General features: G+C 67.7%; 25 protein-coding genes. 10 read left to right on the top strand and 15 right to left on the bottom strand.

Annotated features, from left to right (window positions below; translation table 11 throughout):
• Positions 1 to 14: 14 nt before the first annotated feature.
• Both ACZYYX_RS25135 and ACZYYX_RS25130 read right to left on the bottom strand, forming a co-directional pair.
• Complete coding sequence (locus ACZYYX_RS25135; protein WP_463817449.1) at positions 15 to 242, bottom strand: 4Fe-4S dicluster domain-containing protein; 228 nt, start codon at positions 240 to 242, stop codon at positions 15 to 17.
• Entirely contained in the window at positions 242 to 982 is a 741-nt protein-coding gene (locus ACZYYX_RS25130; protein ID WP_463817448.1) for a GntR family transcriptional regulator, read from the bottom strand. The genes ACZYYX_RS25135 and ACZYYX_RS25130 overlap by 1 nt, the downstream gene beginning before the upstream one ends.
• Positions 983 to 1,264: 282 nt before the next feature.
• On the opposite strand from ACZYYX_RS25130, the gene ACZYYX_RS25125 reads away from it, so the two are divergent.
• A complete protein-coding gene (locus ACZYYX_RS25125; protein WP_463817447.1) occupies positions 1,265 to 1,993 on the top strand; it encodes a sensor domain-containing protein in 729 nt (242 codons plus the stop codon).
• A gap of 18 nt (positions 1,994 to 2,011) precedes the next feature.
• Positions 2,012 to 2,710: a sensor domain-containing protein gene (locus tag ACZYYX_RS25120; RefSeq protein WP_463817445.1), complete on the top strand. Its 699-nt coding sequence runs from the start codon at positions 2,012 to 2,014 to the stop codon at positions 2,708 to 2,710.
• On the opposite strand, the gene ACZYYX_RS25115 is transcribed toward ACZYYX_RS25120, so the two are convergent.
• The 3 genes from ACZYYX_RS25115 to ACZYYX_RS25105 all read right to left on the bottom strand — a co-directional run bounded on the left by ACZYYX_RS25115 (position 2,707) and on the right by ACZYYX_RS25105 (position 5,798).
• Positions 2,707 to 4,206 carry an APC family permease gene (locus tag ACZYYX_RS25115; RefSeq protein WP_463817444.1) on the bottom strand — a complete coding sequence of 500 codons (1,500 nt, stop codon included), beginning with the start codon at positions 4,204 to 4,206 and terminating at the stop codon, positions 2,707 to 2,709. The genes ACZYYX_RS25120 and ACZYYX_RS25115 overlap by 4 nt on opposite strands.
• 99 nt (positions 4,207 to 4,305) lie before the next feature.
• Positions 4,306 to 5,043 carry an SDR family oxidoreductase gene (locus tag ACZYYX_RS25110; RefSeq protein WP_463817443.1) on the bottom strand — a complete coding sequence of 246 codons (738 nt, stop codon included), beginning with the start codon at positions 5,041 to 5,043 and terminating at the stop codon, positions 4,306 to 4,308.
• A 14-nt stretch (positions 5,044 to 5,057) separates the two neighbouring features.
• Positions 5,058 to 5,798, bottom strand: coding sequence for an SDR family oxidoreductase (locus ACZYYX_RS25105; protein WP_463817442.1), 741 nt, complete (start codon positions 5,796 to 5,798; stop codon positions 5,058 to 5,060).
• 102 nt (positions 5,799 to 5,900) lie between these two features.
• Here ACZYYX_RS25105 and ACZYYX_RS25100 point away from each other — a divergent pair, with 102 nt between their 5' ends.
• Positions 5,901 to 6,791, top strand: coding sequence for a LysR family transcriptional regulator (locus tag ACZYYX_RS25100; protein WP_463817441.1), 891 nt, complete (start codon positions 5,901 to 5,903; stop codon positions 6,789 to 6,791).
• Between the two features lie 6 nt (positions 6,792 to 6,797).
• Here ACZYYX_RS25100 and ACZYYX_RS25095 read toward each other — a convergent pair whose 3' ends face one another.
• The gene (locus ACZYYX_RS25095) at positions 6,798 to 7,061 is read right to left on the bottom strand and encodes an ANTAR domain-containing protein (protein WP_463817439.1); all 264 of its coding nucleotides are present in this window, start codon (positions 7,059 to 7,061) and stop codon (positions 6,798 to 6,800) included.
• A gap of 75 nt (positions 7,062 to 7,136) precedes the next feature.
• Positions 7,137 to 9,122, bottom strand: a complete 1,986-nt coding sequence (locus ACZYYX_RS25090; protein WP_463817766.1) for a glycoside hydrolase family 15 protein — start codon at positions 9,120 to 9,122, stop codon at positions 7,137 to 7,139.
• 133 nt (positions 9,123 to 9,255) lie between these two features.
• Here ACZYYX_RS25090 and ACZYYX_RS25085 point away from each other — a divergent pair, with 133 nt between their 5' ends.
• From ACZYYX_RS25085 to ACZYYX_RS25060, 6 genes are all read left to right on the top strand, one after another.
• A complete protein-coding gene (locus ACZYYX_RS25085; RefSeq protein WP_463817438.1) occupies positions 9,256 to 9,471 on the top strand; it encodes a hypothetical protein in 216 nt (71 codons plus the stop codon).
• 120 nt (positions 9,472 to 9,591) lie between these two features.
• Positions 9,592 to 9,684, top strand: a complete 93-nt coding sequence (locus tag ACZYYX_RS25080; RefSeq protein WP_370464399.1) for an Ms4533A family Cys-rich leader peptide — start codon at positions 9,592 to 9,594, stop codon at positions 9,682 to 9,684.
• Positions 9,685 to 9,810: 126 nt separating this feature from the next.
• Positions 9,811 to 10,839, top strand: coding sequence for a sulfate ABC transporter substrate-binding protein (locus ACZYYX_RS25075; RefSeq protein ID WP_463817437.1), 1,029 nt, complete (start codon positions 9,811 to 9,813; stop codon positions 10,837 to 10,839).
• Entirely contained in the window at positions 10,836 to 11,684 is an 849-nt protein-coding gene (gene cysT / locus ACZYYX_RS25070) for a sulfate ABC transporter permease subunit CysT (RefSeq protein ID WP_463817436.1), read from the top strand. Before ACZYYX_RS25075 ends, cysT begins: the two co-directional genes overlap by 4 nt.
• Positions 11,681 to 12,493 (top strand): sulfate ABC transporter permease subunit CysW, encoded by an 813-nt coding sequence (gene cysW, locus ACZYYX_RS25065; protein WP_463817435.1) that lies wholly within the window; start codon positions 11,681 to 11,683, stop codon positions 12,491 to 12,493. Before cysT ends, cysW begins: the two co-directional genes overlap by 4 nt.
• A 31-nt stretch (positions 12,494 to 12,524) precedes the next feature.
• Positions 12,525 to 13,571 carry a sulfate/molybdate ABC transporter ATP-binding protein gene (locus ACZYYX_RS25060; protein WP_463817434.1) on the top strand — a complete coding sequence of 349 codons (1,047 nt, stop codon included), beginning with the start codon at positions 12,525 to 12,527 and terminating at the stop codon, positions 13,569 to 13,571.
• A gap of 14 nt (positions 13,572 to 13,585) precedes the next feature.
• Here ACZYYX_RS25060 and ACZYYX_RS25055 read toward each other — a convergent pair whose 3' ends face one another.
• The 8 genes from ACZYYX_RS25055 to ACZYYX_RS25020 all read right to left on the bottom strand — a co-directional run bounded on the left by ACZYYX_RS25055 (position 13,586) and on the right by ACZYYX_RS25020 (position 21,821).
• Positions 13,586 to 13,861: a metal-sensitive transcriptional regulator gene (locus ACZYYX_RS25055; RefSeq protein ID WP_463817433.1), complete on the bottom strand. Its 276-nt coding sequence runs from the start codon at positions 13,859 to 13,861 to the stop codon at positions 13,586 to 13,588.
• 38 nt (positions 13,862 to 13,899) lie between these two features.
• Positions 13,900 to 14,748, bottom strand: coding sequence for a sulfite exporter TauE/SafE family protein (locus tag ACZYYX_RS25050; protein ID WP_463817431.1), 849 nt, complete (start codon positions 14,746 to 14,748; stop codon positions 13,900 to 13,902).
• Between the two features lie 3 nt (positions 14,749 to 14,751).
• A complete protein-coding gene (locus ACZYYX_RS25045; protein ID WP_463817430.1) occupies positions 14,752 to 16,140 on the bottom strand; it encodes an MBL fold metallo-hydrolase in 1,389 nt (462 codons plus the stop codon).
• 92 nt (positions 16,141 to 16,232) lie between these two features.
• Positions 16,233 to 17,237: a hemolysin family protein gene (locus ACZYYX_RS25040; protein ID WP_463817429.1), complete on the bottom strand. Its 1,005-nt coding sequence runs from the start codon at positions 17,235 to 17,237 to the stop codon at positions 16,233 to 16,235.
• Positions 17,230 to 18,612 (bottom strand): hemolysin family protein, encoded by a 1,383-nt coding sequence (locus tag ACZYYX_RS25035; protein WP_463817427.1) that lies wholly within the window; start codon positions 18,610 to 18,612, stop codon positions 17,230 to 17,232. Before ACZYYX_RS25035 ends, ACZYYX_RS25040 begins: the two co-directional genes overlap by 8 nt.
• Before the next feature lie 93 nt (positions 18,613 to 18,705).
• Entirely contained in the window at positions 18,706 to 19,425 is a 720-nt protein-coding gene (locus ACZYYX_RS25030; RefSeq protein ID WP_463817426.1) for a sirohydrochlorin chelatase, read from the bottom strand.
• Positions 19,422 to 20,117: a phosphoadenylyl-sulfate reductase gene (locus tag ACZYYX_RS25025; RefSeq protein ID WP_463817765.1), complete on the bottom strand. Its 696-nt coding sequence runs from the start codon at positions 20,115 to 20,117 to the stop codon at positions 19,422 to 19,424. The genes ACZYYX_RS25030 and ACZYYX_RS25025 overlap by 4 nt, the downstream gene beginning before the upstream one ends.
• Before the next feature lie 18 nt (positions 20,118 to 20,135).
• Positions 20,136 to 21,821 carry a nitrite/sulfite reductase gene (locus ACZYYX_RS25020; RefSeq protein ID WP_463817425.1) on the bottom strand — a complete coding sequence of 562 codons (1,686 nt, stop codon included), beginning with the start codon at positions 21,819 to 21,821 and terminating at the stop codon, positions 20,136 to 20,138.
• A 315-nt stretch (positions 21,822 to 22,136) separates the two neighbouring features.
• Between ACZYYX_RS25020 and hemW the strand changes: the two genes are divergently transcribed.
• On the top strand, positions 22,137 to 23,327 hold the full coding sequence (hemW, locus tag ACZYYX_RS25015) for a radical SAM family heme chaperone HemW (protein WP_463817424.1): 1,191 nt from the start codon (positions 22,137 to 22,139) through the stop codon (positions 23,325 to 23,327).
• Positions 23,328 to 23,385 lie beyond the last annotated feature (58 nt).

Below are 23,385 nucleotides of genomic sequence, written 5' to 3'. Positions count from 1 at the left end.
ACGTGCCGGCGTTCTCATCGCAGGAGGTAGGGCATGTTGACGGTGACGGCGCCGGTGGGGCAGCGGGCGGCGCACGGCCCGCAGTACCAGCATTCGTCGACATGCATGAACGCTTTGCCGTTGGCGGGGTTGATGGCCAGCGAATCCAGCGGGCAGATCTCCACGCACAGCGTGCATCCCTCGATGCACAGGGATTCGTCGATGGTGACGGGAACGTCTACGCGCTGGGTGACCTGGGCCATCATTCTCCTCTGATCAGGTTGCTGCGCAGCGTGATTCGATCGCCGCGAAGCCGGATGTACTCGAGGTCGACGGGCCTTCCGTCGTCGAGGTGGGTGAGCCGCTCGAGGAGCAGCAGGGACGCGGACTGCGGCACCTGGAGGATGGCGGCGGAATGCGGGTCGGCCGACACGGCCTCGACCGCGACATCGGCGCCACCGAGCCGCTGGGCGGTGACGAGCTCGATGAGGGCGAACACATCATTGTGCTCCAGAGAGTGCTCCAGGACGGCCTCGCCGATGTCACGCGCGAGGTAGGTCATGTCGAGGCTGAGGGGCAACTCGCCGAGAAAGCGGAGCCGCTCGATGAACACGACGGAGTCACCGGGTTTCACAGCGAGTCGGGCCGCCACCGACGGCGGGGCGCTGACCGTCATCGAGGCGCGGACCTCGTTGCGGATGTCGCCGTAATCGCGAAACGTCTCCTTCAGTCCCACGAGGTGATTGAGCCCGTGGTCGTACTTGCGGACCGCGACGCGGGTACCGACCTTGGGTTCCCGGTCGATCAAGCCTTCGGCCTTGAGCACCGCGAGTGCCTCGCGCACGGCGTTGCGCGACACGAGGAAGTCGGCGGCCAGGTCGGCTTCGGTGGGCAGACCGTCGGGATAACCGCCGGCATGGATCTGGTGGCGCACGACGTCGGCCACCAGGCGTGCCTGGTCGGCGCGCGGTCTGCGCAACGGAGTCGGCGCGGGCTCGGTCATCGTTCACCTCCTGTCGGAACAGCGTTGGTGGCGACGCTAAAGGGGGCCGAGACGCGAGCCGTCGCCGTCACGGTGAGTGCCGGCCACGCTGCCGACAATGCGCCACCCGATAGCGGCTCGGACCTGCGCGGACAGCGCCGAACATCGCCAATGCGCCACCATCTCGGCGGCGGGCGAATTTGCGATCCCGCTGAGCAGAAGTCCACGCTGGCGTTCGCTGATGGCGACCGTGTTCTCGCCGAACCGGTCGCGCCCGCACGCCCAACGTGCTATCGAAGGGGTGTGTCCATCAAACTCGCGGCGGCTGCCGGCGCCTGCCTGGTGCTCGCCGGCTGTGCGGCCGCGCCGGTGGACGACCGGCCCGTGGTGAGGATCGCCGAAGCGGCTCAACCGACACCGGCTCTTCCGCTCGGCCAGTTCCTCCCGACGACGCCCGAGTTGGCGGCGCAACTGGGCACCCCACCCAGCGGCTTCGCCGGCCACCTCTTGCAGGGCGGATCCGACATGCTGCTGCGCAGCGTCGGCGCCGGCGAAGCGTCACCGCCCGACTGCCTCGGTGCCGCGTACCGGATGCAGCAGGCGGTCTACGACGGCAGCCCCGTCCAGTCGGTGGCCACCAACTCCTGGGCGGGTGGCACCTTCGACGGACCACCGGTCAGCGCTTTCTTCGGCATCGTCCAGATGGGCAGCCCGTCTGCCGCGCAAACGTTCTTCGCCACCACCAGCGAGCGCTGGCGGCGATGCAACGGGGTCACGGTCGCTCGTGATCAGCTCGGAGCCGGCGAACTCAGCAGGATCGCCGACGTGGCCTTCGACGACAGTCAGATCGTGTCGGCTAACGTGCTGCACACCTCGGCGGGTACTGCGTCGCCGACCGCTCACCGTGCGGTCGCCCTGGCCGGCGACTGCATCGTCGAGGTCGAGATCGCCGACCCACGCCCCGCGGGCCAGGATCGGTCCGCCGTCGGCGTCGCCGAACTGATCGCGAACAAGATCGCCGCGCACCGCTGACGGTGCGAGAATGGCGCGGTGAAATCTGTGCCGTGGGTGAGCGGTGTGCTGCTCGCCGCATCGACTGTGCTGGCCGGGTGCGTCAGCACGGTCGACGGTGCAGCCGTGCGGGCCAGCGGGGCGGGCCGCGAAGTACCCGTGCTCGACGACGCCGCGCTGGACCGGCTCCTGCTCAGCATCGGTGAGGTCAACGGGATTATGGGTAGCACCCAGATGCAGGTCGCCGGCGATGTCGACGAGATGACCGACCACTCCGACAGTGTGTCCGACGTCGACTGCCTCGGCGCCGTCTACGCAGCTGAGGAGCCCGTCTATGCCGGTTCGGGCTGGACGGCGGTACGTGACAGGGTCGCCCGAGAACCGGACGACGACAACCAGCACTGGGTCGAGCAGACCGCGGTGCGCTACCCGGCGGCACGCGACGCGCAGGCATTCTTCGAGTCGTCGTCGCAGACATGGCAGGGGTGCGCGAATCAGTCGATCGGCACCAACAACGGCGACTACAGCTGGGCGCTCGGTGCCGTCGACGTCGACGTGACCGAGGGCGGCGCGCCTCTGCTCACCCAGACGACCGAGCAGTCCGGCGCTGCGGGCTGGCAGTGCCAGCATGCCCTGTCCGTGGTGTCGAACGCGACGGTCGAGGCGTGGGCCTGCGGCTACCGCATCGACGGCGAGGCGGCCGACATCGCAACGGCGATGGTCGCCAACGCGGGCTAGTGGGTTCCCGATGATGCTGTCGTGCTTGGTGATTGGCTGACATCGAGGGTGACGTTCGGACGTCTCACCGCGATCGTGGCGCCGCCTGCGAACGCCGCGACGAGCAGCGCCACGACACCGATCGCGACCGGTGTCGAGCCGCCGACCAGGGTCGGCAGGTTCTGGAACACGAGCAGCAGGACCGCGATCAGGCCGACGAGGCCGATGCCCGGCGCGACGAAGGCCCGCCACACCGAGACATCTGAGGCGCCGGTGCGCCGCCGGCGGGTGAAGAACGCGAGAACCGCTGCGCTGGTGGCGATCAACAGGATGATGATGCCGACGGTCGAGATACCGGCGAGCCACGTGTAGAACTGGGTCACCGGATCGAGGCCCAACGCGATGCCGGCGATCACGAACAGCAGCACCACGATGCCGTCGATCCCCGACGCCAGATGCGGGGACGCGTGGCGCGGGTGGGCTTCGCCGAGCGCACCCGGGAACACATTGCGGTTCGACAGGGTGAAGACGTAGCGCGCCACCACATTGTGGAACGACAGGATGCAGGCGAACAGGCTGGTGACGAACAGCACCTGCACGATGTGCAGACCAGCCGAACCGAGATACTCCTCGGTGGCTCCTGGGAGCAGGCCCGACGGATCGGCGGCTGCCTGCTCGACCACCCTGCTGTCACCCCACGCCGTGATCAACGCCCACGTCGACACCGTGTAGAACACCCCGATCAGCAGCAGCGCGACGAAAGTGGCACGGGGGATGGTCCGTAGGGGGTCGCGCGCCTCGTCGCGGAACACCGCGGTGGCCTCGAAACCGATGAAGCTCAAGAACGCGAATAGCAGCGCTATTCCCGGTGCGCCGGAGGTGATCTCGGACGGCGACAGGAATCCGGTCGACAGTCCTTCATGGCCTCCGGTGAACGCGACGACGGCGTCCAACACGAGGACGATGGCAACCTCGGCGATCAACAGGACGCCCAGGACGTTGCGGGACAGATCGATGTTGCGATGCCCCAGCACCGTCACGACGAGCAGGGTGACCAAGGCCCAGACACCCCAGTGGATGTCGGGTGCGCCGTAGGACGAGAACAGCGCCTGTGCACCCTGGCCGATCAGACCGTAGACGCCGATCTCGAGGGCGAGGTAGGAGATCAGCGCGACGAAGGCGAATCCGAAGCCGGTGACCCGACCGAGGCCCTTGCCGATGTAGGAGTAGAACGCACCGGCATTGGGCACATGCGGGGTCAGCGCAGTGAAACCCACCGCGAACAGCAGCACCAGAACGGTACTGACGATGAAGATCGCCGGAAAGCCCGTCCCGTTGCCGCTGGCGATACCCAGCGGCACCGGACCGCCGATGACGCCCAGCGGGGATGCCGCCGCCACCACGACGAAAACGATGCCCCACACGCCGAGGGTGCCCCGTAATCGCCGGTGGGATGGGGGGTTTCCCGTGTCAGTGGCGGTGCGTGCATCACCGACGTCGTCAATCCGATTCGCCATGGTTCGTCCTCGAGGCCGGGCAACAGGTCGACGGACAGTAACGCCTCCTGGGCCCGGCTCCGGAGAGTTGCGATCAGCACGATTGCGACGGGGCCGTGATCACAGATCTGATGCGCCCCCGTCGACCAGGAACTCGGTGCCGGTGGTGTAGGTGGCATCGAATCCGAGGAAGATGATCGCCTTGGCTACTTCCTCGGGTTCGCCGAATCTGCCCATCGGATTCGTGGCCTTGATCTGTTCGAGGAACTCGCGGGCGGCCTCCGCCGACATCGTGCGTTCGAGGATGCCGGTGTCGATCGGACCGGGGGACACCGCGTTGACCCGCACGCCGCTGTCGAGGAGTTCGCGGGCGAATGTCCGTGTCATGGAACGCAATGCCGCCTTGGTCGCCGAGTAGACGCTGGTCGTCGCAATCCCCTTGGTGTTGCTCACCGACGTCGTGAGCACTACGGAGCTGCCCGCCGGTAGCAGAGGAAGGAATTTCTGCAACGTGAAGAACGGCGCTTTGGCATTGAGTTCGAAAAGCCTGTCGTACATCGCTTCTCCGGTGTCGGCGACCATCGCGGTATCGGTGCCGCCCGCATTGAGGACCAGCAGGTCGACGCTGCCGAACTCGGTCCTCACCCGCTCCACGAGCGCATCGATCCCGGACACGGCATCGCTTTCGACGACGACGGCGCCCTGGCCCAGTGTCGCACGCGCGGATTCCAGCGAGGAGGGGGTTCGACCCGTCACCAGCACGCGTGCGCCGCCGTCGAGCAGGAGTCTGGCGGTGGCCAGCCCGATTCCGCTCGTTCCGCCGGTGACGACCACCCTTTTCCCATCGTAGACAGTCATGTTCGCGTCTCCGCTCATAGTTGTGATTCGCCCCCGTCGACGACGAGCTCTATTCCTGCGACATAGGTCGCGTCGAAGGCCAGAAACGCCATCGCAGGGGCGAATTCGTCGGGATGCCCCCACCGTTGCATCGGACTGCTGGCCTGGAACTCGGCCTTGAGTTGCGCGGCCTTCTCCGGTGCCTCCTTCTCGAGCTTGCCGGTGTCGATCGAGCCGGGGCTGATCGCGTTGACACGAATTCCCCTCGGCAGCAACTCCTTACTGAGAGTCCGGGCCATCGATCGCAACGCCGCCTTGCTCGCCGAATAGACGCTCAGAGCATCCCAGCCGGTCTGATTCGCGATCGAGGTCGTCAGCACCACGCCGCTGCCCTCGGTCAGCATCGGAGCGAGCTTCTGCACCGTGAAGAACGGCCCCTTGGTGTTGATCGCGAAGACGTCGTCGAAGGTCTGCTCCGTGACCGCGAAGAACGGGTCGAAGCTGCCGATGCCCGCATTGACGATCAACGCGTCGAGGGTGCCGAATTCGCGTCGGACGCGAGTGGCCAGATCATCGATCGCCGCGAGCGAGCCCGCGTCGCTCTGCACTGCGATCGCACGCTCGCCGAGCTGGCGGGCGGCATCGTCGAGCGTGTCCCGATTCCGCCCCGTCACCATCACCCGGGCACCGTTGTCGATCAGATGACGTGCGGTGGCCAGTCCCAGGCCGCTGCTTCCGCCGGTGATCACCACGCTCTTGCCGTCGTATCTGCTCATGGCATCGAGTCTTCGACGCACGGCGGCAGCTGTCCAAGGCCTGTTCGGTACCCCGCCATACCGAAACGGAATACTCGCGATCGGCGTCGGGTTGGACGGCGGGTGAACGATCTCGGCGTCGATCTGGAACTGCGGCTGGTCCGGTATTTCACCGCGGTCGCCAAGCATTCGAATTTCAGCCGCGCTGCCGACGAACTCCATGTGGGGCAGCCGTCCCTGAGCAGGCAGATCCAGCGCCTGGAGCACCGCCTCGGTGTCCGCCTGCTCGACCGCACACCGCAGGGCGCGACGCTGACCGAGGCGGGTACGGCGTTCCTCCCCGAGGCGCAGGCCCTCCTGCACGCGGCCCGCCAGGCGGCGCGCACCGCGCGTGCCCATGCGCCCTCGGGCACGATCGTCATCGGCTACGTCGAGGATCTCGTCGTCACACCCGCCGTCCGCGAACTGCGCCGAGCGCATCCGCAGGCCGACATCGTGACCCGACACCTGGAATGCCACGAACAGGGCGTGTTCACCGACGGCCAGGTCGACGTGCTCGTCGCCCGGGCGCCGCTGTTCATCCCGACCGACGACGTCCGTGTGTCGGTCCTCTACGAGGAGCCGCGCATGCTGGTCCTGCCCGCCGATCACGAGCTGGCCCACCGGACGTCCGTGTCGTTGGATGACTTCGCGAAGGGCGAGACGATCATCTGCTCGCACGGCGGAACCCGAGCGGTCTTCCCGGTCGAGACCTACCAGCGAGCAGACCCGGGGCCTGTGTCCGCCGGTCCCGTCGTCGAAAGCTTCGAGGACAGAATGGAACTCGTCGCAAGCGGCCAGGCCGTCGCGGTCCTTCCCGTGGGCGACCGCCGTAGCTCGGTCCGCCCGGACCTGGCCACGGTCCCCCTCGAGGGTTTCCCCGTGAGCAGCGTGGTGGTCGCGACGCGGATCGGTGAGACGAACCCGCTGGTCGCCGACTTCCTCGCTGCGGCGAGAACGTCGCTTGTCAGCTGAGCGCGCTCAGCTGACGGCGCTCAGCGCCCGCCGTTCCCGCCCGACCGCGTCGCCCCACGCAGCGAACGCTTCGGCGTGCTCGGCCGTCGACGCCCCGGTGGCGACTGCGACCAATCCGGCAGCGGCACTTCCCAATCCGATGCCGGTTTCGCGGACCACGCGAACCAGCTCGTCGAACGCTTCCGGTCGGGAGTAGCCCCGTACGCCGATCAAGATGCCCACGGCTATGTCGATGAGCTGACGAGACGTGTCGTCTGAGCGCACATTCATCCGTCGATGGTCAACCCTCGCGCCGTCTCGCGGAAAGCGTTGCGCGCAGGCAGACGCAAAATCGCGACCCTCTTGTTACACAGGCCCGTTCGCCGGCTGGAAGACCCCCGAGCTGTCGGCTTCCTCCTCGGCGCGGATCACGTGCACCACGGCATTGATCAGAGCCAGGTGGGTGAACGCCTGGGGGAAGTTCCCGAGATGCCTGCCGGTGCGCGGTTCGATCTCCTCGGCGTAGAGGTGCAGCGGGCTGGCGAACGACAGCAGACGCTCGCACAGGTGCCGGGCCTGATGGATCTCACCGATCTCCACCAGCGCCGACACCAGCCAAAACGAACAGATCGTGAACGTGCCTTCTTCGCCGGCCAGACCGTCGTCGGTCTCCTCGACGCGGTAGCGCAGCACCAACCCGTCCTCGGTCAGCTCCTCGGCGATGGCCAGCACGGTGGCGCGGATCCGCGGATCCTCCGGCGGCAGGAAGCGGGTCAGCACCGCGAGCAGCAGCGAGGCGTCGAGCGCGTCGTCGCCGTAGCGCTGGGTGAGCACGCCTCGGGAGTCGACCCCGTGCGCGAGGATGTCGTCCTTGATCTCCTCGGCGATGGCTCGCCACTGCTGTGCGTAGGACTTCTCGCCTTCCAGTTCGGCGAGTTTCGACCCGCGGTCGAGCGCCACCCAGCACATGATCTTGCTGGAGGTGAAGTGCTGCGGCTCGCCGCGCACCTCCCAGATGCCGCGATCGGGCTCGCGCCAGTGCTTGATCGCTTCCTCGACCTGCTCTTTGAGGACCGGCCACAGTGTTTCGGGGATCTGCTCGCGGGACTTGGTGTGCAGGTACACCGAGTCCAGCATCGTGCCCCAGATGTCGTGCTGCATCTGGTCGAAGGCGCCGTTGCCGATGCGCACCGGGCGGGCGTTGTCGTACCCGGAGAGGTGGTTGAGTTCCTCTTCTACGAGGCTGCGTTCCCCGCCCACCCCGTACATCACCTGCAGCGGATGGCGCTGGCCGTTGTTGGCGCCCGACACATCGGCGATGAACGCGAAGAAGTCGTCTGCCTCACGGTCCAGGCCCAACGTGTAGAGACCCCACAGAGCGAATGTTGAATCGCGCACCCACGCGTAGCGGTAGTCCCAGTTGCGTTCTCCCTGGGGCGTTTCCGGCAACGAGGTGGTGGGTGCGGCGAGCAGCGCGCCGGTGGGGGAGTAGGTCAGCCCCTTCAAGGTGAGCGCACTGCGCTGCAGATACGACCGCCACGGATGATCCGGGAAGTCGCCGACGTTGATCCACTGCCGCCAACACTCGCTGGTCTGCCACATCTTGTCGGCGGCCTCGTCGAACGTCTGTGGCGCGGGATGGCCCGACCAGCTCAGCGCGACGAAGACCTTGTCTCCCTCTTTGAGCCGGGTCCTGGCGCGCGCCTCACGGCCTTCCAGCCCGATTCGCAGGTTGGTGGTCAGCCGCAGCGTGGGGTGGGAGTCCGGGTTCTTCGTCGCCCGTGCGATCGCCTCCCCGTACGCCTGTGCCGAGTACTCCCAGCTGGCGCTGGTGCGGTGATAGTCGAACGACGGCTCGCAGTTCATCACCAGCTCGACGGTCCCGCTCACGCAGCGCACCGTGCGCAGCAGGATGTGCTCGGCATCCCAGTCCATCGGGGTGCGGCGGTGGGTGCGCGACCGTCGTTCGAGGTCGTGCCACGGACCCATGACCAGCGCGTCACGCACGATCAGCCAGCCGGTGTGGGTCTGCCAGGTGGTCTCCAGGATCAGGCTGCCCGGCAGGTAGCGGCGGGCGGCGGGAACAGACACCCCATAGGGCCCCAACCTGAAGTGGCCCGCGCCGCGGTCGAGGATCGCGCCGAACACGCTCGGTGAGTCCGGCCGCGGGACGCACAGCCATTCCACCGACCCCGCCGAGGAGATCAGGCAGGTGTTCTCGCAGTCGGACAGGAACGCGTAGTCCGCGATCGGCGGGAAGGGGTTGCGCAGCGGAGCCGAGCTGGCGTACGCCGGGGCGGTGGCCAGGGCGAACGCTGACGACTCTCCGTTGGCGCTCACGGCGCTCGCCATGGAGTCGGACACGGCCTCGCTGGGCTGGGAAACCATTTGCTCATCATCGACTGCCCGGCGCCCTGGCGTCTACTCAAACGCCGGAGTGCAGCGCGAGGGACCGATGCGAACCCGGTACGCATAGTCTGGATCGGTGGGCGGATTCCTCGGGTGGTGGGACGGCGTCGAACTGTGGCTCACCGGGCTGCCGTTCGTCCTGCAGACCGTGGTGGTGATGCCTGTGGTGCTGGCGCTGGCATACGGGGCGGCCGTCGTGCTCGACATGGTGGTCGACGGCGGGACCAAACTGCAGGCCCACCTGCGCCGCCCGCGGGCAGACCCGACGGGCGACGTCGAGGAAGGCCGGTGAGTGGTATGCCGCGGTCGCGGGTGACGCTTGCGCTGATCGCGCTCATCGTGCTGGTGATCCTGATGTGGTTACTGACTCGCTGACCACCAACTGACACAGGGTGGTGTTATTCTTCGCGCCATGCAGACGGCGAGCGGCGTCAACGGGGGTCACATCGTGGCCCTCATTGCCGTGGGTTTCTCGGCCGTCGCTGACGTTTGTTGTTGTTGCTGACTCCTCACCCCGTTCGGCGGTCAGGTGTTCGGCAACCGTGTCTCGTGCCGTTCGTGCACGGTCAGCCCCCACCTTCCGCGTGACCGGATTCCGCTCGACGTTCGTAGAAACCCGGAAAGGTCGCTCATGAAACTCCACAACCGCTGGCGCGCGGTAGCAGCGCTGGCCCTCACCACGTCACTCGTCGCGGCATGCGGTGGTGGCGGCTCCAGCGATGTCGCCGGCGAAGGCGGCGGAGCCGCCGCCGACACGACGTTGACGCTGGTGGCCTACGCGGTGCCCGAACCCGGGTGGAGCAAGATCATCCCCGCGTTCGCGGCCACCCCCGAGGGCAAGGGTGTGGCGGTGACGACCTCCTACGGCGCCTCGGGCGACCAGTCCCGCGCCGTCGTCGACGGTAAGCCGGCAGACATCGTGAACTTCTCGGTCGAGCCCGACGTGACCCGTCTGGTGAAAGCCAAGAAGGTGGCCGACGACTGGAGTGCCGGCGCCACCAAGGGCATCCCGTTCGGTTCGGTCGTGTCGCTCGTGGTGCGCAAGGGCAACCCCAAGAACATCAGGGACTGGGACGACCTGTTGCAGCCCGGCATCGAGGTGGTCACGCCCAGCCCGCTGAGCTCCGGTTCGGCCAAGTGGAACCTGCTTGCGCCGTACGCGGCCAAGAGCGACGGCGGCAAGAACTCCGAGGCGGGACTGGACTTCGTCAACAAGCTGGTCACCGAGCACGTCAAGACGCGGCCCGGATCGGGTCGTGAGGCCACCGATGTCTTCCTGCAGGGCACGGGCGACGTGCTGATCTCCTACGAGAACGAGGCGATCAACGTCGAGCGGCAGGGCAAGCCCGTCGAGCACGTCAACCCGCCGCAGACCTTCAAGATCGAGAATCCCGTCGCGGTGGTGACGTCGTCGCAGCACCAGCAGCAGGCCAACGCCCTGAAGAACTTCCTCTACACCCCCGAGGGGCAGAAGCTGTGGGCCGAGGCCGGTTTCCGGCCGGTCGACCCTGCGGTCGCCGAGCAGTTCGCAGGCGATTTCCCGACGCCGCAGAAGTTGTGGACGATCGCCGATCTCGGCGGGTGGGGTGACGTGGACCCGGCGCTGTTCGACAAGGACAACGGCTCGATCACCAAGATCTACAAGCAGGCGACGGGATGACGTCGATCGCCGTCGAGCCCGCAGCACCGAGTGCGCCCCCGCGGGGGCGTAACCGGCACGGCAGTACGTCGCTGCGCGTGGGCGCCGCGACGCTGTGGTTGTCGGTCATCGTGCTGCTCCCGCTCGCGGCGATCGTCTGGCAGTCCGCGACGGGGGGATGGCACGCGTTCTGGTTGGCCATCACCTCCAACGCGGCGATCGAGTCGTTCAAGGTGACGTTGACCATCTCGGTGGGAGTGACGCTGATCAACGCGGTGTTCGGGCTGATCGTCGCGTGGGTGCTCACCCGCGACGACTTCCCGGGCAAGCGACTCGTCGACGCCGTGATCGATTTGCCGTTCGCCCTGCCCACGATCGTGGCCAGCCTCGTGATGCTCGCGCTCTACGGGCCGAACAGCCCGGTCGGGCTGCACCTGCAGCACACCAAATGGGGTGTGGGGATCGCGCTGCTGTTCGTCACGCTGCCGTTCGTGGTGCGGTCGGTGCAGCCGGTGCTGCTCGAACTCGACCGTGAGGTGGAGGAGGCGGCTGCGTCGCTGGGCGCCACCAACCGCGTGATCTTCCTCAAGGTCATCCTGCCGGCGCTGCTGCCCTCGCTGCTGTCAGGCGCCGGTCTGGCGTTCTCGCGGGCGATCGGAGAGTTCGGCTCTGTGGTGCTGATCGGCGGGGCCGTTCCCGGAGAGACCGAAGTGTCCTCGCAGTGGATCCGCACTCTCATCGAGAACGACGACAAGGTCGGTGCCGCGGCTATTTCTATCGTGCTGCTGGTGATCTCGTTCTTGGTGCTGTTCGTGTTGCGGGCCCTCGGTGCTCGGGCGGCCAAACGGGAGGAGCTCGCACCGTGATCCTGTCCCCGGCGGTGAAGCTGCTGCTGCGATGGGTGGCCATCGGCTACGTCGCGATCCTCGTCTTGGTGCCGGTCGGGCTGATCCTGTGGCGCACCTTCTCCCCGGGGATCGGCGAGTTCTTCGCCTCGATCGGCACCCCTGCGGCGATCTCGGCGCTGCAGCTGTCCCTGCTGGTGGTCGCGATCGTGGTGCCTCTGAACGTGTTGTTCGGAGTACCGACCGCGTTGGTGTTGGCGCGTAACCGCTTCCGCGGCAAGAGCGTTCTGCAGGCCGTCATCGACCTGCCGTTCGCGGTCTCGCCGGTGGTGGTGGGTGTCGCGCTGATCCTGCTCTGGGGATCGGCGGGGCTGTTCGGCTTCGTCGAGAACGACTTCGGGCTGAAGATCATCTTCAGCTTCCCCGGCATCGTGCTGGCCAGCGTCTTCGTCACCGTCCCGTTCGTCATCCGCGAGGTCGAGCCGGTCCTGCACGAAATCGGCACCGACCAGGAGGAGGCCTCGGCGACGCTCGGCGCGCAGTGGTGGCAGACGTTCTGGCGCATCACGCTGCCGTCGATCCGCTGGGGCCTGACCTACGGGATCGTGCTGACCATCGCCCGCACCCTGGGCGAGTTCGGCGCGGTGATCATGGTGTCGTCGAACCTGCCTGGCCAATCGCAGACGCTGACGCTCCTGGTCGCCGACCGTTACAACCGCGGCGCCGAGTACGGCGCCTACGCGATCGCCACGTTGTTGATGACCGTCGCCGTCCTCGTCCTGGTCGCGCAGGTGATCCTCGACGCCCGCCGGGCCAAGGCCGCACAATGAACATCGACCACGACCCGGGAGTCACACCCTCATGACCCACGCGATCACCGTCTCCGGCGCCAACAAGCGTTACGGCGATTTCGCCGCGCTCGACAACATCGACTTCGTCGTTCCCGCCGGGTCGTTGACGGCGCTGCTGGGGCCCAGCGGATCGGGTAAGTCGACGCTGCTGCGCGCGATCGCCGGACTGGACGAACCGGACACGGGCACCATCACGATCCACGGTCGTGACGTCACCGACGTGCCGCCGCAGAAGCGTGGCATCGGGTTCGTGTTCCAGCACTATGCGGCCTTCAAACACCTGACGGTGCGGGAGAACGTCGCGTTCGGACTCAAGATCCGCAAGCGGCCGAAGTCTGAGATCAAGGACAAGGTCGACAATCTCCTCGAGGTGGTCGGGCTCGCCGGATTCCAGACCCGCTACCCGAACCAGCTCTCCGGCGGTCAGCGTCAGCGCATGGCGCTGGCTCGCGCGCTCGCCGTGGACCCGCAGGTGTTGCTGCTCGACGAGCCGTTCGGCGCGCTCGATGCGAAGGTGCGCGAGGACCTTCGCGCCTGGCTACGACGCCTGCACGACGAGGTTCACGTCACGACGGTCCTGGTCACTCACGATCAACAGGAAGCGCTTGACGTCGCTGACCGGATCGCGGTGCTCAACAAGGGCCGCATCGAGCAGGTGGGTTCGCCCACAGACGTTTACGATCGGCCCGCCAACGCGTTCGTGATGGGTTTCCTCGGTGCGGTGTCCACGCTCAACGGGGCGCTGGTGCGCCCGCACGACATCCGCGTGGGCCGCAATTCGGACATGGCGATCGCCAGCACGGACGATTCCGTGCTGTCCACCGGCGTCACCAAGGCGGTCATCGATCGCATCGTGATGCTCGGTTTCGAGGTGCGGGTGGAACTCACCAACGCCGCTACGCACACGCCGTTCACCGCGCAGATCACGCGCGGCGATGCTGAGGCGCTGGGGCTCAAGGCCGGTGACACCGTCTTCGTCCGGGCCACCCGGGTGCCGCAGCTGCCCGAGGCGGCGACGACAGAGGCCGCGGTTGCCGAGGTCGCGCAGATCTCGTAGGTCAGGCCCTTTCGTCAGGCCAAAGCCAGGAAGAGCTTCTCCAGCTCCTCGACACTCATCTCGCGCGAACCGCCGTCGGACGCTTTGCCTTCGGTGATGCACTCCCGAAGGCCGGTCGCGACGATCTTGAAACCGGCGCGGTCGAGTGCCCGAGACACCGCGGCGAGCTGGGTCACGACGTCCTTGCACTCCCGGCCCTGCTCGATCATCGAGATCACGCCGGCCAGTTGGCCTTGCGCACGACGGAGTCTGTTCAAGACAGCGCCGATGGCTTCTTCGTCACCGACCATGACGGTTCCTTCCGGGGGTTCGGGGGTTGCCGACGATCTTACCCACGGGGGTATAACGCTCGGATCGGGCAGAAGTATCCCAGCCGGCAGGATGCGTACATCGCGCCCGTCAGAACCGTGAGTGCCGCCGTCAGGACGCCGACGAGCGGATGGATCTCCTGGGCCAGGATCAGCGAGGCCATCATCAGGATGAACCAGCCGAAGCCGGTGCGCAGGACCTCGACGCTGGCCAGTGTGGTGAGCCTGGCTCCGGCCAGGCCTCCGACCACCGCGGCCCCGGTCACCGCTGCCGCCAACCCCCAGTCGATCGTCGTTGTCGACAGATGGCCAGCCAGACCGGCGAATGAGTTCATGACGATCACCACCAGCGAGGTGCCGATCGCGGTGGGCATCGGCAGGCCGCCCAGCAGGGCGAGCGCGGGCACCACCAGGAATCCGCCGCCCGCGCCCACCAGGCCGGTGACGAGGCCGACGGCCGCGCCCTGCAGCAGCAGAGCGCTCGGTCGGCCGGTGGGGGAGTCCACCGTCTCGGCGGAGCGGCCGCGCAGCATCGCGATCGCCGCGGTGATCATCACCGCGGCCAGGCCGACCAGCAGCAGCGAGCCGGGAAGGAACTGGCTGACCCAGCCGCCGGCGTAGGCACCCGCCATTCCGGCCGCGCCGAACACCAGTCCCGTCCGCCACCGCACGTGTCCGGCGCGCGCGTGCGATATCGCGCCGACGGCGCTGGTCACGCCGACCACCACCAGTGACGTCGCGATCGCGTCGGCGGCGTCGAGGCCTGCCACGTAGGCGAGTAGCGGGACCGTCAGGATCGAACCGCCACCGCCCAGAAGGCCGAGCGACAGCCCGACCCCCAGGGCGAGGACGACGGTCAGCGCGATCATGACTCAGGCGTTCTGAGTGGTCTCGGCCCACGCGCCGAATCCGCCGAGGATGTCGCTGACATCGGCGAACCCGTTGCGGCGCAGCACACTTGCCGCCACGGATGAACGGTAGCCGCCTGCGCAGTAGACGACCGTCGGTGCCGACGGGTCCAATTCGACGAACCGGCCAGGCAATTGGCCGACGGGGATGTTGACCGCGCCGGGGATCATGCCCGCCTCGGTCTCTGCGGGATTGCGGACGTCGATGATCTGGAGACCGGTGATGCCGGCGGCCCGCTGATCGAAGTCCTCGGCGGATAACCGGGATGCGACCTGCACGTGGTCGGGGTGGGTCAGCATCGCCTGCTCGGGGTTCTCCAGGTGGCCGATCACCCGGTCGAACCCGATGCGGGCCAGGCGGTTCTTGCCTTCGAGCTCGTAGCCGGGGTCGGTGATCAGGACGATGTCGTGGTCCGGCGTGACCACGGAGCCCGCGAATTCGGCGTAGCGGCCCTCGAGTCCGATGTTGACCGCCTCGCGGAAGTGGCCCTGCGCGAATTGCACCGGGCTGCGGCCGTCGACGAGCACCGCGCCTGCGACCAACCGTTCCTCCACCTCGGCGTAGGTGAGCGCCGGGGGTGCCTGATCCTCGTCGAGCAGGGCGTGGTCCTTCCGGTTGAGGGTGGCGTCGTAAGCGAAGTAACCCGGCGCGGGTGGCTGGCCCTCAATGACCAGCGCGATGAATGTCTCCCGGTCCGGTGCCTTCAGCGCGTAGTTCCAGCGCTTCTGCTCGCCGATGGTCGAGGACAATTCGGTGGACAGGTTCTTGCCGCATGCCGAGCCGGCGCCGTGTGCCGGGTAGACGCGGGTGTCGTCGGGCAGCGTCATCAGCTTCTGGTGCAGCGAGTCGTACAGCATCGTCGCGAGCTGCTCGCGGGAGTAGCCGACCGACGCGAGCAGGTCGGGTCGGCCGACGTCACCGATGAACAGGGTGTCGCCGGTCAGCACGCCATAGGGCGCCACATCGGCGGCGCGTTCGTAGACCACGACGCTCATCGACTCGGGTGTGTGGCCGGGGGTGTGCCGGAACTCGAGAGTGACCCCGCCGTCTGAGCTCAGCGTGTACCGCTGCCCGTCCTCGACGCCCAGGACGTCGAACTCGGGCGACGCCACCGACGAGTAGACGATCGTGGCTCCGGTGGCATCGGCGAGCTCGAGATGGCCGGACAGGAAGTCGGCGTGGAAGTGGGTCTCGATCACCAGCTCGATGTGCAGGCCCAGCTCGCGCGCGTCGGCGAGGTACTCGGCCACGTCGCGTTGCGGGTCGACGACGACTGCGCGCCCGGACGTTTCGTCGCCGATCAGGTACGACGCGTGCGACAGGCAGTCGAGGTAGTACTGGATGAACTTCATCGTCCGTCTCCTTTGATACCCTAGGGGGTATATATCGATACGACGAAGATATACCCCCTTGGGTATGGGAATCAAGGAATGGGCGGTGTGAGCTACGCCGCGTCGATGGCCAGCAGGCGATGCATCACGTCGGTCAACGTCAACACCCGCACGCCACCGCTTCCGGGCACCACGGCGAGGTGCGTCCGCGTGCTCTGCATCAACTGCAGGGCCTCGTAGATCGGCAGGTCCGCCGACAACGTGACCGCGGGCCGCATCAGCTCGCGCGCCCGCGCGGTGGAGGCCAGGCCGTCGCGCATGTGCACGACCCCGACGACGGTGCCGGTCGACTGGTCGCCCACCAGGAGTCGTAGATGACCGGATTCGCTTGCGGCAGAACGGATTCGCGCAGTGTCGGCCTCGGGGGCAACCCCGCCGCTCGGCGACGCGGGACGCGCCAGCTCTTCGACCCGCAGGCCGTTCAGCTCCAGGGCGCTCGACAGCTTCGCGTGATACTCCGCGTCGAGCGTGCCGGCGGCTGCGGAGTGCTCCACCAGCTGACGAAGCGTCTGGGGGTCCTGACTGTCGGCCAGTTCGTCCACCGGAACGACGCCGACGCGGCGCAGACACCAGTTCGCGGCCTGGTTCAACGCGTGCAACAGGGGGCGTGTGACGAACATGAAGCCGCGCATCGGTGCGGCCAACAGGGCGGCCGACCGCTCCGGATGGGCGATCGCCCAGGACTTGGGGGCCATCTCACCGATCACCAGGTGCAGGAACGTGACGATGACCAGGGCCAGGACGAAGCCGCCGACGTCGGCAAGCCAGGTCGGTGCGCCGATGTCCTTCAACCACGGCGACAGTGCATAGTGCACAGCCGGTTTGGTGATCGCGCCGAGTAGCAGGGTGCAGGCGGTGATCCCGAGTTGAGCTCCCGCCAGCACCACCGAGAGTTCGGCGGCGCTGCGCAGCGCCGCACGGGCGCCTCGGCTGTCGGCGGCCGCGTCCTCGAGCCGGCTGCGCCGGGCAGCGATCAGGGAGAACTCGACGGCGACGAAGAAGGCACTCAACGCGATCAGAGCCGCGGTGATCAGGGATATGGACCACAGGCTAGACATCGTTGTCCACCCGTGATTTCGGTCCGGTGACGGCCACACTCAACTGCACGCGCGCCGGGACGCGCCGGCGTACGGCACGGACCTCGGCGATCAGTGCCCGCTCGACGGGCGGTTGTGTGCTCAGGAAGTCGGACGGTTCGGCGGACAGGGGTACCGACACCCGGTCGCCGACGGCCGGTAGTCCGTCGGCGTGTGCGATCACCATGCCCGCCACGGTCTCGTAGTCTCCGACCGGCAGGGTCACCCCCAGCACCCGTTCCGCCTCGTCGACGGGGAGATCCGCGGCCACCAGCCAACCGTCCGCGACCTCGGTCACGGCATCCTGCTGTCGCGTTCCGTCATGCTCGTCGTCGATGTCGCCGACCAGTTCCTCGGCCAGATCCTCCATCGTGACGATCCCGGCGAACCCGCCGAACTCGTCGATGACGACGGCCATCTCTTGCCGCGAATCTGCCAGCGCGCGAACGACATTCGGCAGTGGCAGCGTCTCGGGTACGACGACCGCCTGCCGACAGTGATCTGCCGCAGTTCCCGCCGCCGCATCGATCGACAGCAGGTCGTGCAGGTGGATGACGCCGACGACGTCGTCGTGCCCAGCCGCCACGACCGGGTAACGAGTATGCGCAGACGCCATGCGCGCCAACACATCCGACACCGGCTCGGTATCGAGCACCGTGTCGACGCGGGCCCGCGGGATCATCGCGTGCCGGGCCGTGGAGGTGGGGAAGTCCAGGATTCGGTCCAGCAGTGTCGACAGTTCCACTGGAATCTCGCCCGCCTCACGCGATGTCGCGACGATGTACTCCACGTCGCGTGGTGTGGCGGAGTGCTCGACGTCGTGTACCGGTTCGATGCGCAGCACGCGCAGCAGGAGGTTCGACGACTGATCGAACAACCAGATCAGCCAGCCGAACAGCATCAGGTACGTGGTGGTGGACCAGGCCAGCCGCCGCGCCAGCTGCTCGGGCCGGGCCAGCGCGAGGTTCTTGGGGAACAGCTCCCCGAACAGCATCTGGATCACCGTCGAGGCGCCGATCGCGGCCACGCCGCCGATCGCGACGGCGATCGCGACCGGAATCCCCGAACCGCCCAGCAAGGCCTCGAGGCCACGGCCGATCAATGGCTCGGCGGCGTAACCGACGAGCAGCCCGGTGACGGTGATCCCCAGCTGTGCGCCCGAAAGCATGAACGACGTGCGCTTCGTGACGGACAGGGCACGTTCGGCGGCTCGGTCACCGGCGTCGGCGCGTGCCTTCAGTCGGGATCGGTCGACCGCCATGTAGGCGAACTCCTGGGCGACGAAGTATCCCGTCGCCACCGTGATCGCGAACACCACGACGAGGCCAAGCAGAATTGCAGCAACGGCGGTCAGCATGTGACCGCCTCGGGTCTATGGGGGTGCATCGAGTCCTTGCTCGTCCAGCCGTCAGGTGGCCCCGATCGTACGTGGGATCGGTATCTTCGCTGGTCAGGCAGCTGCGTGGGTGGAGCGAGCGGTGTCGAAGCGATCCAGCACCGTCTCGGCGACCTGACGATGGGCACCCAGCGGCGCCGACAGCGGGATGGCCTCCTGCCGCGCGTACGCCGCGACCCGGTCGGTGATGCGACCCGGCGCGAGAAACCACGGTGCGATCACCAGACGGGTCGCCCCGCGCCTCCGAAGATCGGCGACCGCCTCCGCAGGAGACGGCGACGGGCCCGTCGCGAACGCCGTGGTGGCCGTCCACCGCGTCGTCAGCACCACCTCACGTGCGACGGCGCCGGTGCGGGCGTTGGCCTGCGCATGCGACGACCCGACCGCGGTGACGATCACGCCGACGTCCGGGTCCAGGCGTGAAACCCCGGCGTGCTCCAGGCGTTGCCGCAGCACCGAGATGAGGCGCTCGTCCTCACCCAGAACCTCGGCCTGACGGGCCTGCGAGCCGGACTCCTCGATCATGGCCGGGATGTCCACACGCGCGTGGTAGGCGTCGGCCAGCAGCAGAGGCACCACCACCGCACGTCCGCGCGGTAGAGCCGTCAGGACGTCGACGAGATTGGGCGAGTTCTGCTCACAGAACGCCACTCGTGCGTCGAGGCCGGGGCGCAGGCGGCCGATGCACTCGACGATCGCCCGCGCGGTCGCGGCCGAGCGGGGATCTGCGCTGCCGTGAGCCGTCAGCACCAACGAGTCCGCGCGCAGGGTCACGACGCGTGCAGCCCGCACTCCGTCTTGGCCTGCCCGAGCCACCGGCCGCTGCGCGGATCGGCGCCGGCGATCGGCTTGGCGGTGCACGGCGCGCAACCGATCGAGGGGTAGCCCTCGTCGACCAGCGGGTTCACCAGGATGCCGTGGGTGTCGATGTAGTCCTGCATGTCATCGTCGGTCCACGCCGCCAATGGGTTGATCTTCACCAGCCCGAACGCCTTGTCCCAGCTGATCAGCGGGGCGTTGGCCCTCGTCGGCGCCTCGACTCGGCGGATGCCGGTCACCCACGCCGAGTAGCCGCGCAGCGCCTTCGACAACGGCTCGACCTTGCGCATCCGGCAGCACTCGTTGGGGCTGCGCTCGAACAGGTTCTTGCCGAACAACGCATCCTGCTCGGCGACGGTGTTCTCCGGCCGCACGTTGACGACGTTCACGTCGTAGACCGCCTCGACCGCGTCCCGGGTGCCGATGGTCTCGACGAAGTGGTACCCGGTGTCGAGGAACAGCACGTCGACACCCGGACGTACTGCGGCGGCCATCTCGACGAGCACCGCGTCCTGCATGTTCGACGCCACGATGTAGTTGCCGGCGAAGTTCTCGTCGGTCCATCGCAGCAGCTCGACGGCTGAGGCATGCGGCCCCAACTCCGCCGCGCCGCGTTCAGCCAGCTGCTGCAAGTCCGTCTCGGTCATCACGTCGGTCACGTCACATCACCTCAAGTCCGCGTCGTCTGCTCGTAGTGCCCACGTAGCGAAACGCTCGCCCTGCTCCCGTTGTTTCACGAAGTTACGAACAACCCGCTCGATGTAGTCGCCGAGCTCCGTGGCGACCACCTTGTGCTGGCGCAGCTTGCGGCCGAAGCCACTGTCGAGACCCAGACTTCCCCCGAGGTGGACCTGGAAACCCTCTTCGGGACCGTCACCGTCGTCGACCATCTGGCCCTTGAACCCGATGTCGGCGACCTGGATGCGGGCGCACGAGTTCGGGCAGCCGTTGATGTTGATCGTGATCGGCACGTCGAGCTGGCTGTTGATGTCCTCGAGCCGCTTCTCCAGCTCGGGCACCAGCACCTGCGAGCGGCTGCGGGTCTCGGCGAAGCTCAGCTTGCAGAACTCGATGCCGGTGCAGGCCATCAGGTTGCGCCGCCAGTGCGACGGGGTGGACGGCAGCCCCAGCGCATCCAGACCGGTCCGCAGCTCGTCGAGCTTGTCGTCGGGGACGTCGAGGATGATCAGCTTCTGATACGGCGTGAACCGGATACGGTCGCTGCCCGCCGCTTCGGCGAGGTCGGCGACCTTGGTCAGGATCGTGCCCGACACGCGGCCCGCGATCGGGGCGACCCCGACGGCGTTGAGGCCGTTCTTGAGCTTCTGCACGCCGACGTGGTCGATGGGACGGGTCACCGGCTCGGGGGCCGGCCCGTCGATCAACGGGCGCTTCAGGTACTCCGTCTCGAGAACCTCGCGAAATTTCTCGACACCCCAGTCCTTGATCAGGAACTTCAGGCGCGCCTTCGAGCGCAGTCGCCGGTAGCCGTAATCACGGAAGACGCTGACCACGCCCTCCCACACGTCGGGCACCTCGTCGAGGGGAACCCACGCACCGACCCGTTGCCCCAGCATCGGGTTGGTCGACAGGCCGCCGCCGACCCACAGGTCGAAGCCCGGACCGTGCTCGGGATGCTCGACGCCGATGAAGGCGACGTCGTTGACCTCGTGGACGACGTCCTGCAGGCCCGAGATCGCGGTCTTGAACTTGCGCGGCAGGTTCGAGTACTCCGGCTTGCCGATGTAGCGCTTGACGATCTCGTCTACCGCGGGGGTGCCGTCGATGACCTCGTCGAGCGACTCGCCGGCCAGCGGCGAGCCGAGCACGACGCGCGGGCAGTCGCCGCACGCCTCGGTGGTCTGAAGTCCGACCTCGTCGAGCCGGCGCCAGATCTCCGGCATGTCCTCGACGCGGATCCAGTGGTACTGGACGTTCTGCCGGTCGGAGATGTCGGCGGTGTCGCGCGCGAACTCGGTCGAGATACCGCCGAGCGCGCGCAGCGCCGCCGCGGTCAGTGCGCCGCCGTCGCTGCGCACCCGCAGCATGAAGTACTCGTCCTCGAGCATGTCGGTGTTCTCGTCACCGGTCCAGGTGCCGTCGTAGCCGGGCTTGCGCTGGGTGTAGAGCCCCCACCAGCGGAACCGGCCGCGCAAGTCACCCTTGTCGATCGACTCGAAGCCGTTCTTGGCGTAGATGTTCTCGATGCGAGCCCGCACGTTGAGCGGGTTGTCGTCCTTCTTGGCCTGCTCGTTGGCATTGAGCGGCTCGCGGTATCCGAGCGCCCACTGGCCTTCGCCGCGGGGACGCTTGGCGGGCTTGGGTGTCGCCGCAGGTGTTGTTGATGTCATCTTGGCTCCTGGATCGGAGCCGGCGTTCGTCACTGCGCACTGTCACCGGGGGCTGTCCGGCGACGCAGATCCGGCGGCCAGCTGAAAAGTGCAGGTGGGCAGGTCTACGAAGTCACAGAGGACAACAACAGCTGCTGCACACACGCTTGAAGTCGACGTGACGACGGATCACCAGCGCTACGCAGGTGGGCAGGATGCCGGCGTCGATCACCCGGCCATTGTGCCACGAGGGGGCCCACCGATCCCAACCGGCACAGATTTGCGCTCACCGCGAGCAAAAGTCCCCGCCGCCGGGTCACCTGGGACACTGGTCGCATGTCCGTCGTGTCCACCCAGGCCGCGCAGCTCCCGGAGCTGACGCTCGCCCCCGGTGCACCGTTCGGCCTCTACATCCACGTGCCGTTCTGCGCCACGCGCTGCGGATACTGCGACTTCAACACCTACACCCCGGCCGAGCTGGGCGGTGCTGTCTCGGGTGCCTCGCCCGCCGGCTGGCTGGCCGGGTTGCGCACCGAACTGGCACTGGCTGCGGCCCGGCTCGGGACCGCGCCGCAGGTGTCCACGGTGTTCGTCGGCGGCGGAACCCCGTCCCTGCTCGGGGCTGCCGGGCTCACCGCGGTGCTCGATGCGATCCGCGAGCACTTCACGCTCGCGCCCGACGCGGAGGTGACGACCGAAGCCAACCCGGAATCGACATCGCCGGTGTTCTTCGACGGTCTGCGCGCGGCCGGCTTCACGCGGGTGTCGCTGGGCATGCAGTCCACCGCGCCGCACGTGCTTGCGACGCTGGATCGGGTCCACTCCCCGGGCCGACCGCTGGAGGCGGCGCAGGAGGCCCTGCGGGCGGGCTTCGAGCACGTCAACATCGACCTGATCTACGGCACCCCGGGGGAGAGCGACGACGATCTGCTTCGGTCGGCCGACGCCGCGATCGAGGCGGGTGTCGACCACGTGTCGGCGTATGCCCTCATCGTCGAGGACGGCACCGCGCTGGCCCGCAAGGTGCGCCGCCGCGAGCTTCCCGCTCCCGACGACGACGTACTCGCACGTCGCTACGAACTGCTGGACCGCAGGCTCGCCGACGCCGGCTTCGACTGGTACGAGGTGTCGAACTGGTCGCGTCCCGGTGGTGAGTGCCGGCACAACGTCGGCTACTGGAACGGTGGGCAGTGGTGGGGCGCCGGACCGGGAGCGCACGGCTATGTCGGCGCCATCAGATGGTGGAATGTCAAGCACCCGAACGCCTATGCCATGTCCCTGGACAAGGGTGAGCTGCCCGTCGCCGACTTCGAGCACCTCGACGCGGCGACGATCCACGTCGAGGACGTGATGTTGCGGATGCGGCTGCGTACCGGGCTGCCGACCGCACTGCTGGATCACGACGAGCGGGCCCGCGCGGCGCGCATCGTCGACGACGGCCTGCTGCGTGCCGACGGTGATCGGCTGGTGCTCACCGACCGGGGACGGCTGCTGGCCGACGCGGTGGTGCGGGACCTGTTGAGCTGAAAGACGTTCTGAGACAACCGGATCACGCAGCACCTCGGGCGAACGACAGCGCGGAGTA

Source organism: Mycobacterium sp. IDUB_1, from assembly GCF_055419625.1.
Note: the sequence above shows the minus strand (reverse complement) of the source record. Positions and strands in the feature narration are given on the sequence as shown.

Bases quoted from the DNA above. Each gene is read 5' to 3' on its own strand.
- ACZYYX_RS25135 (WP_463817449.1), bottom strand. From the start codon at position 242: ATGGCCCAGGTCACCCAGCGCGTAGACGTTCCCGTCACCATCGACGAA.
- ACZYYX_RS25130 (WP_463817448.1), bottom strand. From the start codon at position 982: ATGACCGAGCCCGCGCCGACTCCGTTGCGCAGACCGCGCGCCGACCAG.
- ACZYYX_RS25115 (WP_463817444.1), bottom strand. From the start codon at position 4,206: ATGGCGAATCGGATTGACGACGTCGGTGATGCACGCACCGCCACTGAC.
- ACZYYX_RS25110 (WP_463817443.1), bottom strand. From the start codon at position 5,043: ATGACTGTCTACGATGGGAAAAGGGTGGTCGTCACCGGCGGAACGAGC.
- ACZYYX_RS25105 (WP_463817442.1), bottom strand. From the start codon at position 5,798: ATGAGCAGATACGACGGCAAGAGCGTGGTGATCACCGGCGGAAGCAGC.
- ACZYYX_RS25095 (WP_463817439.1), bottom strand. From the start codon at position 7,061: ATGAATGTGCGCTCAGACGACACGTCTCGTCAGCTCATCGACATAGCC.
- ACZYYX_RS25090 (WP_463817766.1), bottom strand. From the start codon at position 9,122: ATGGCGAGCGCCGTGAGCGCCAACGGAGAGTCGTCAGCGTTCGCCCTG.
- ACZYYX_RS25080 (WP_370464399.1), top strand. From the start codon at position 9,592: ATGCAGACGGCGAGCGGCGTCAACGGGGGTCACATCGTGGCCCTCATT.
- ACZYYX_RS25075 (WP_463817437.1), top strand. From the start codon at position 9,811: ATGAAACTCCACAACCGCTGGCGCGCGGTAGCAGCGCTGGCCCTCACC.
- cysT (WP_463817436.1), top strand. From the start codon at position 10,836: ATGACGTCGATCGCCGTCGAGCCCGCAGCACCGAGTGCGCCCCCGCGG.
- ACZYYX_RS25060 (WP_463817434.1), top strand. From the start codon at position 12,525: ATGACCCACGCGATCACCGTCTCCGGCGCCAACAAGCGTTACGGCGAT.
- ACZYYX_RS25055 (WP_463817433.1), bottom strand. From the start codon at position 13,861: ATGGTCGGTGACGAAGAAGCCATCGGCGCTGTCTTGAACAGACTCCGT.
- ACZYYX_RS25050 (WP_463817431.1), bottom strand. From the start codon at position 14,748: ATGATCGCGCTGACCGTCGTCCTCGCCCTGGGGGTCGGGCTGTCGCTC.
- ACZYYX_RS25045 (WP_463817430.1), bottom strand. From the start codon at position 16,140: ATGAAGTTCATCCAGTACTACCTCGACTGCCTGTCGCACGCGTCGTAC.
- ACZYYX_RS25040 (WP_463817429.1), bottom strand. From the start codon at position 17,237: ATGTCTAGCCTGTGGTCCATATCCCTGATCACCGCGGCTCTGATCGCG.
- ACZYYX_RS25035 (WP_463817427.1), bottom strand. From the start codon at position 18,612: ATGCTGACCGCCGTTGCTGCAATTCTGCTTGGCCTCGTCGTGGTGTTC.
- ACZYYX_RS25025 (WP_463817765.1), bottom strand. From the start codon at position 20,117: ATGACCGAGACGGACTTGCAGCAGCTGGCTGAACGCGGCGCGGCGGAG.
- ACZYYX_RS25020 (WP_463817425.1), bottom strand. From the start codon at position 21,821: ATGACATCAACAACACCTGCGGCGACACCCAAGCCCGCCAAGCGTCCC.
- hemW (WP_463817424.1), top strand. From the start codon at position 22,137: ATGTCCGTCGTGTCCACCCAGGCCGCGCAGCTCCCGGAGCTGACGCTC.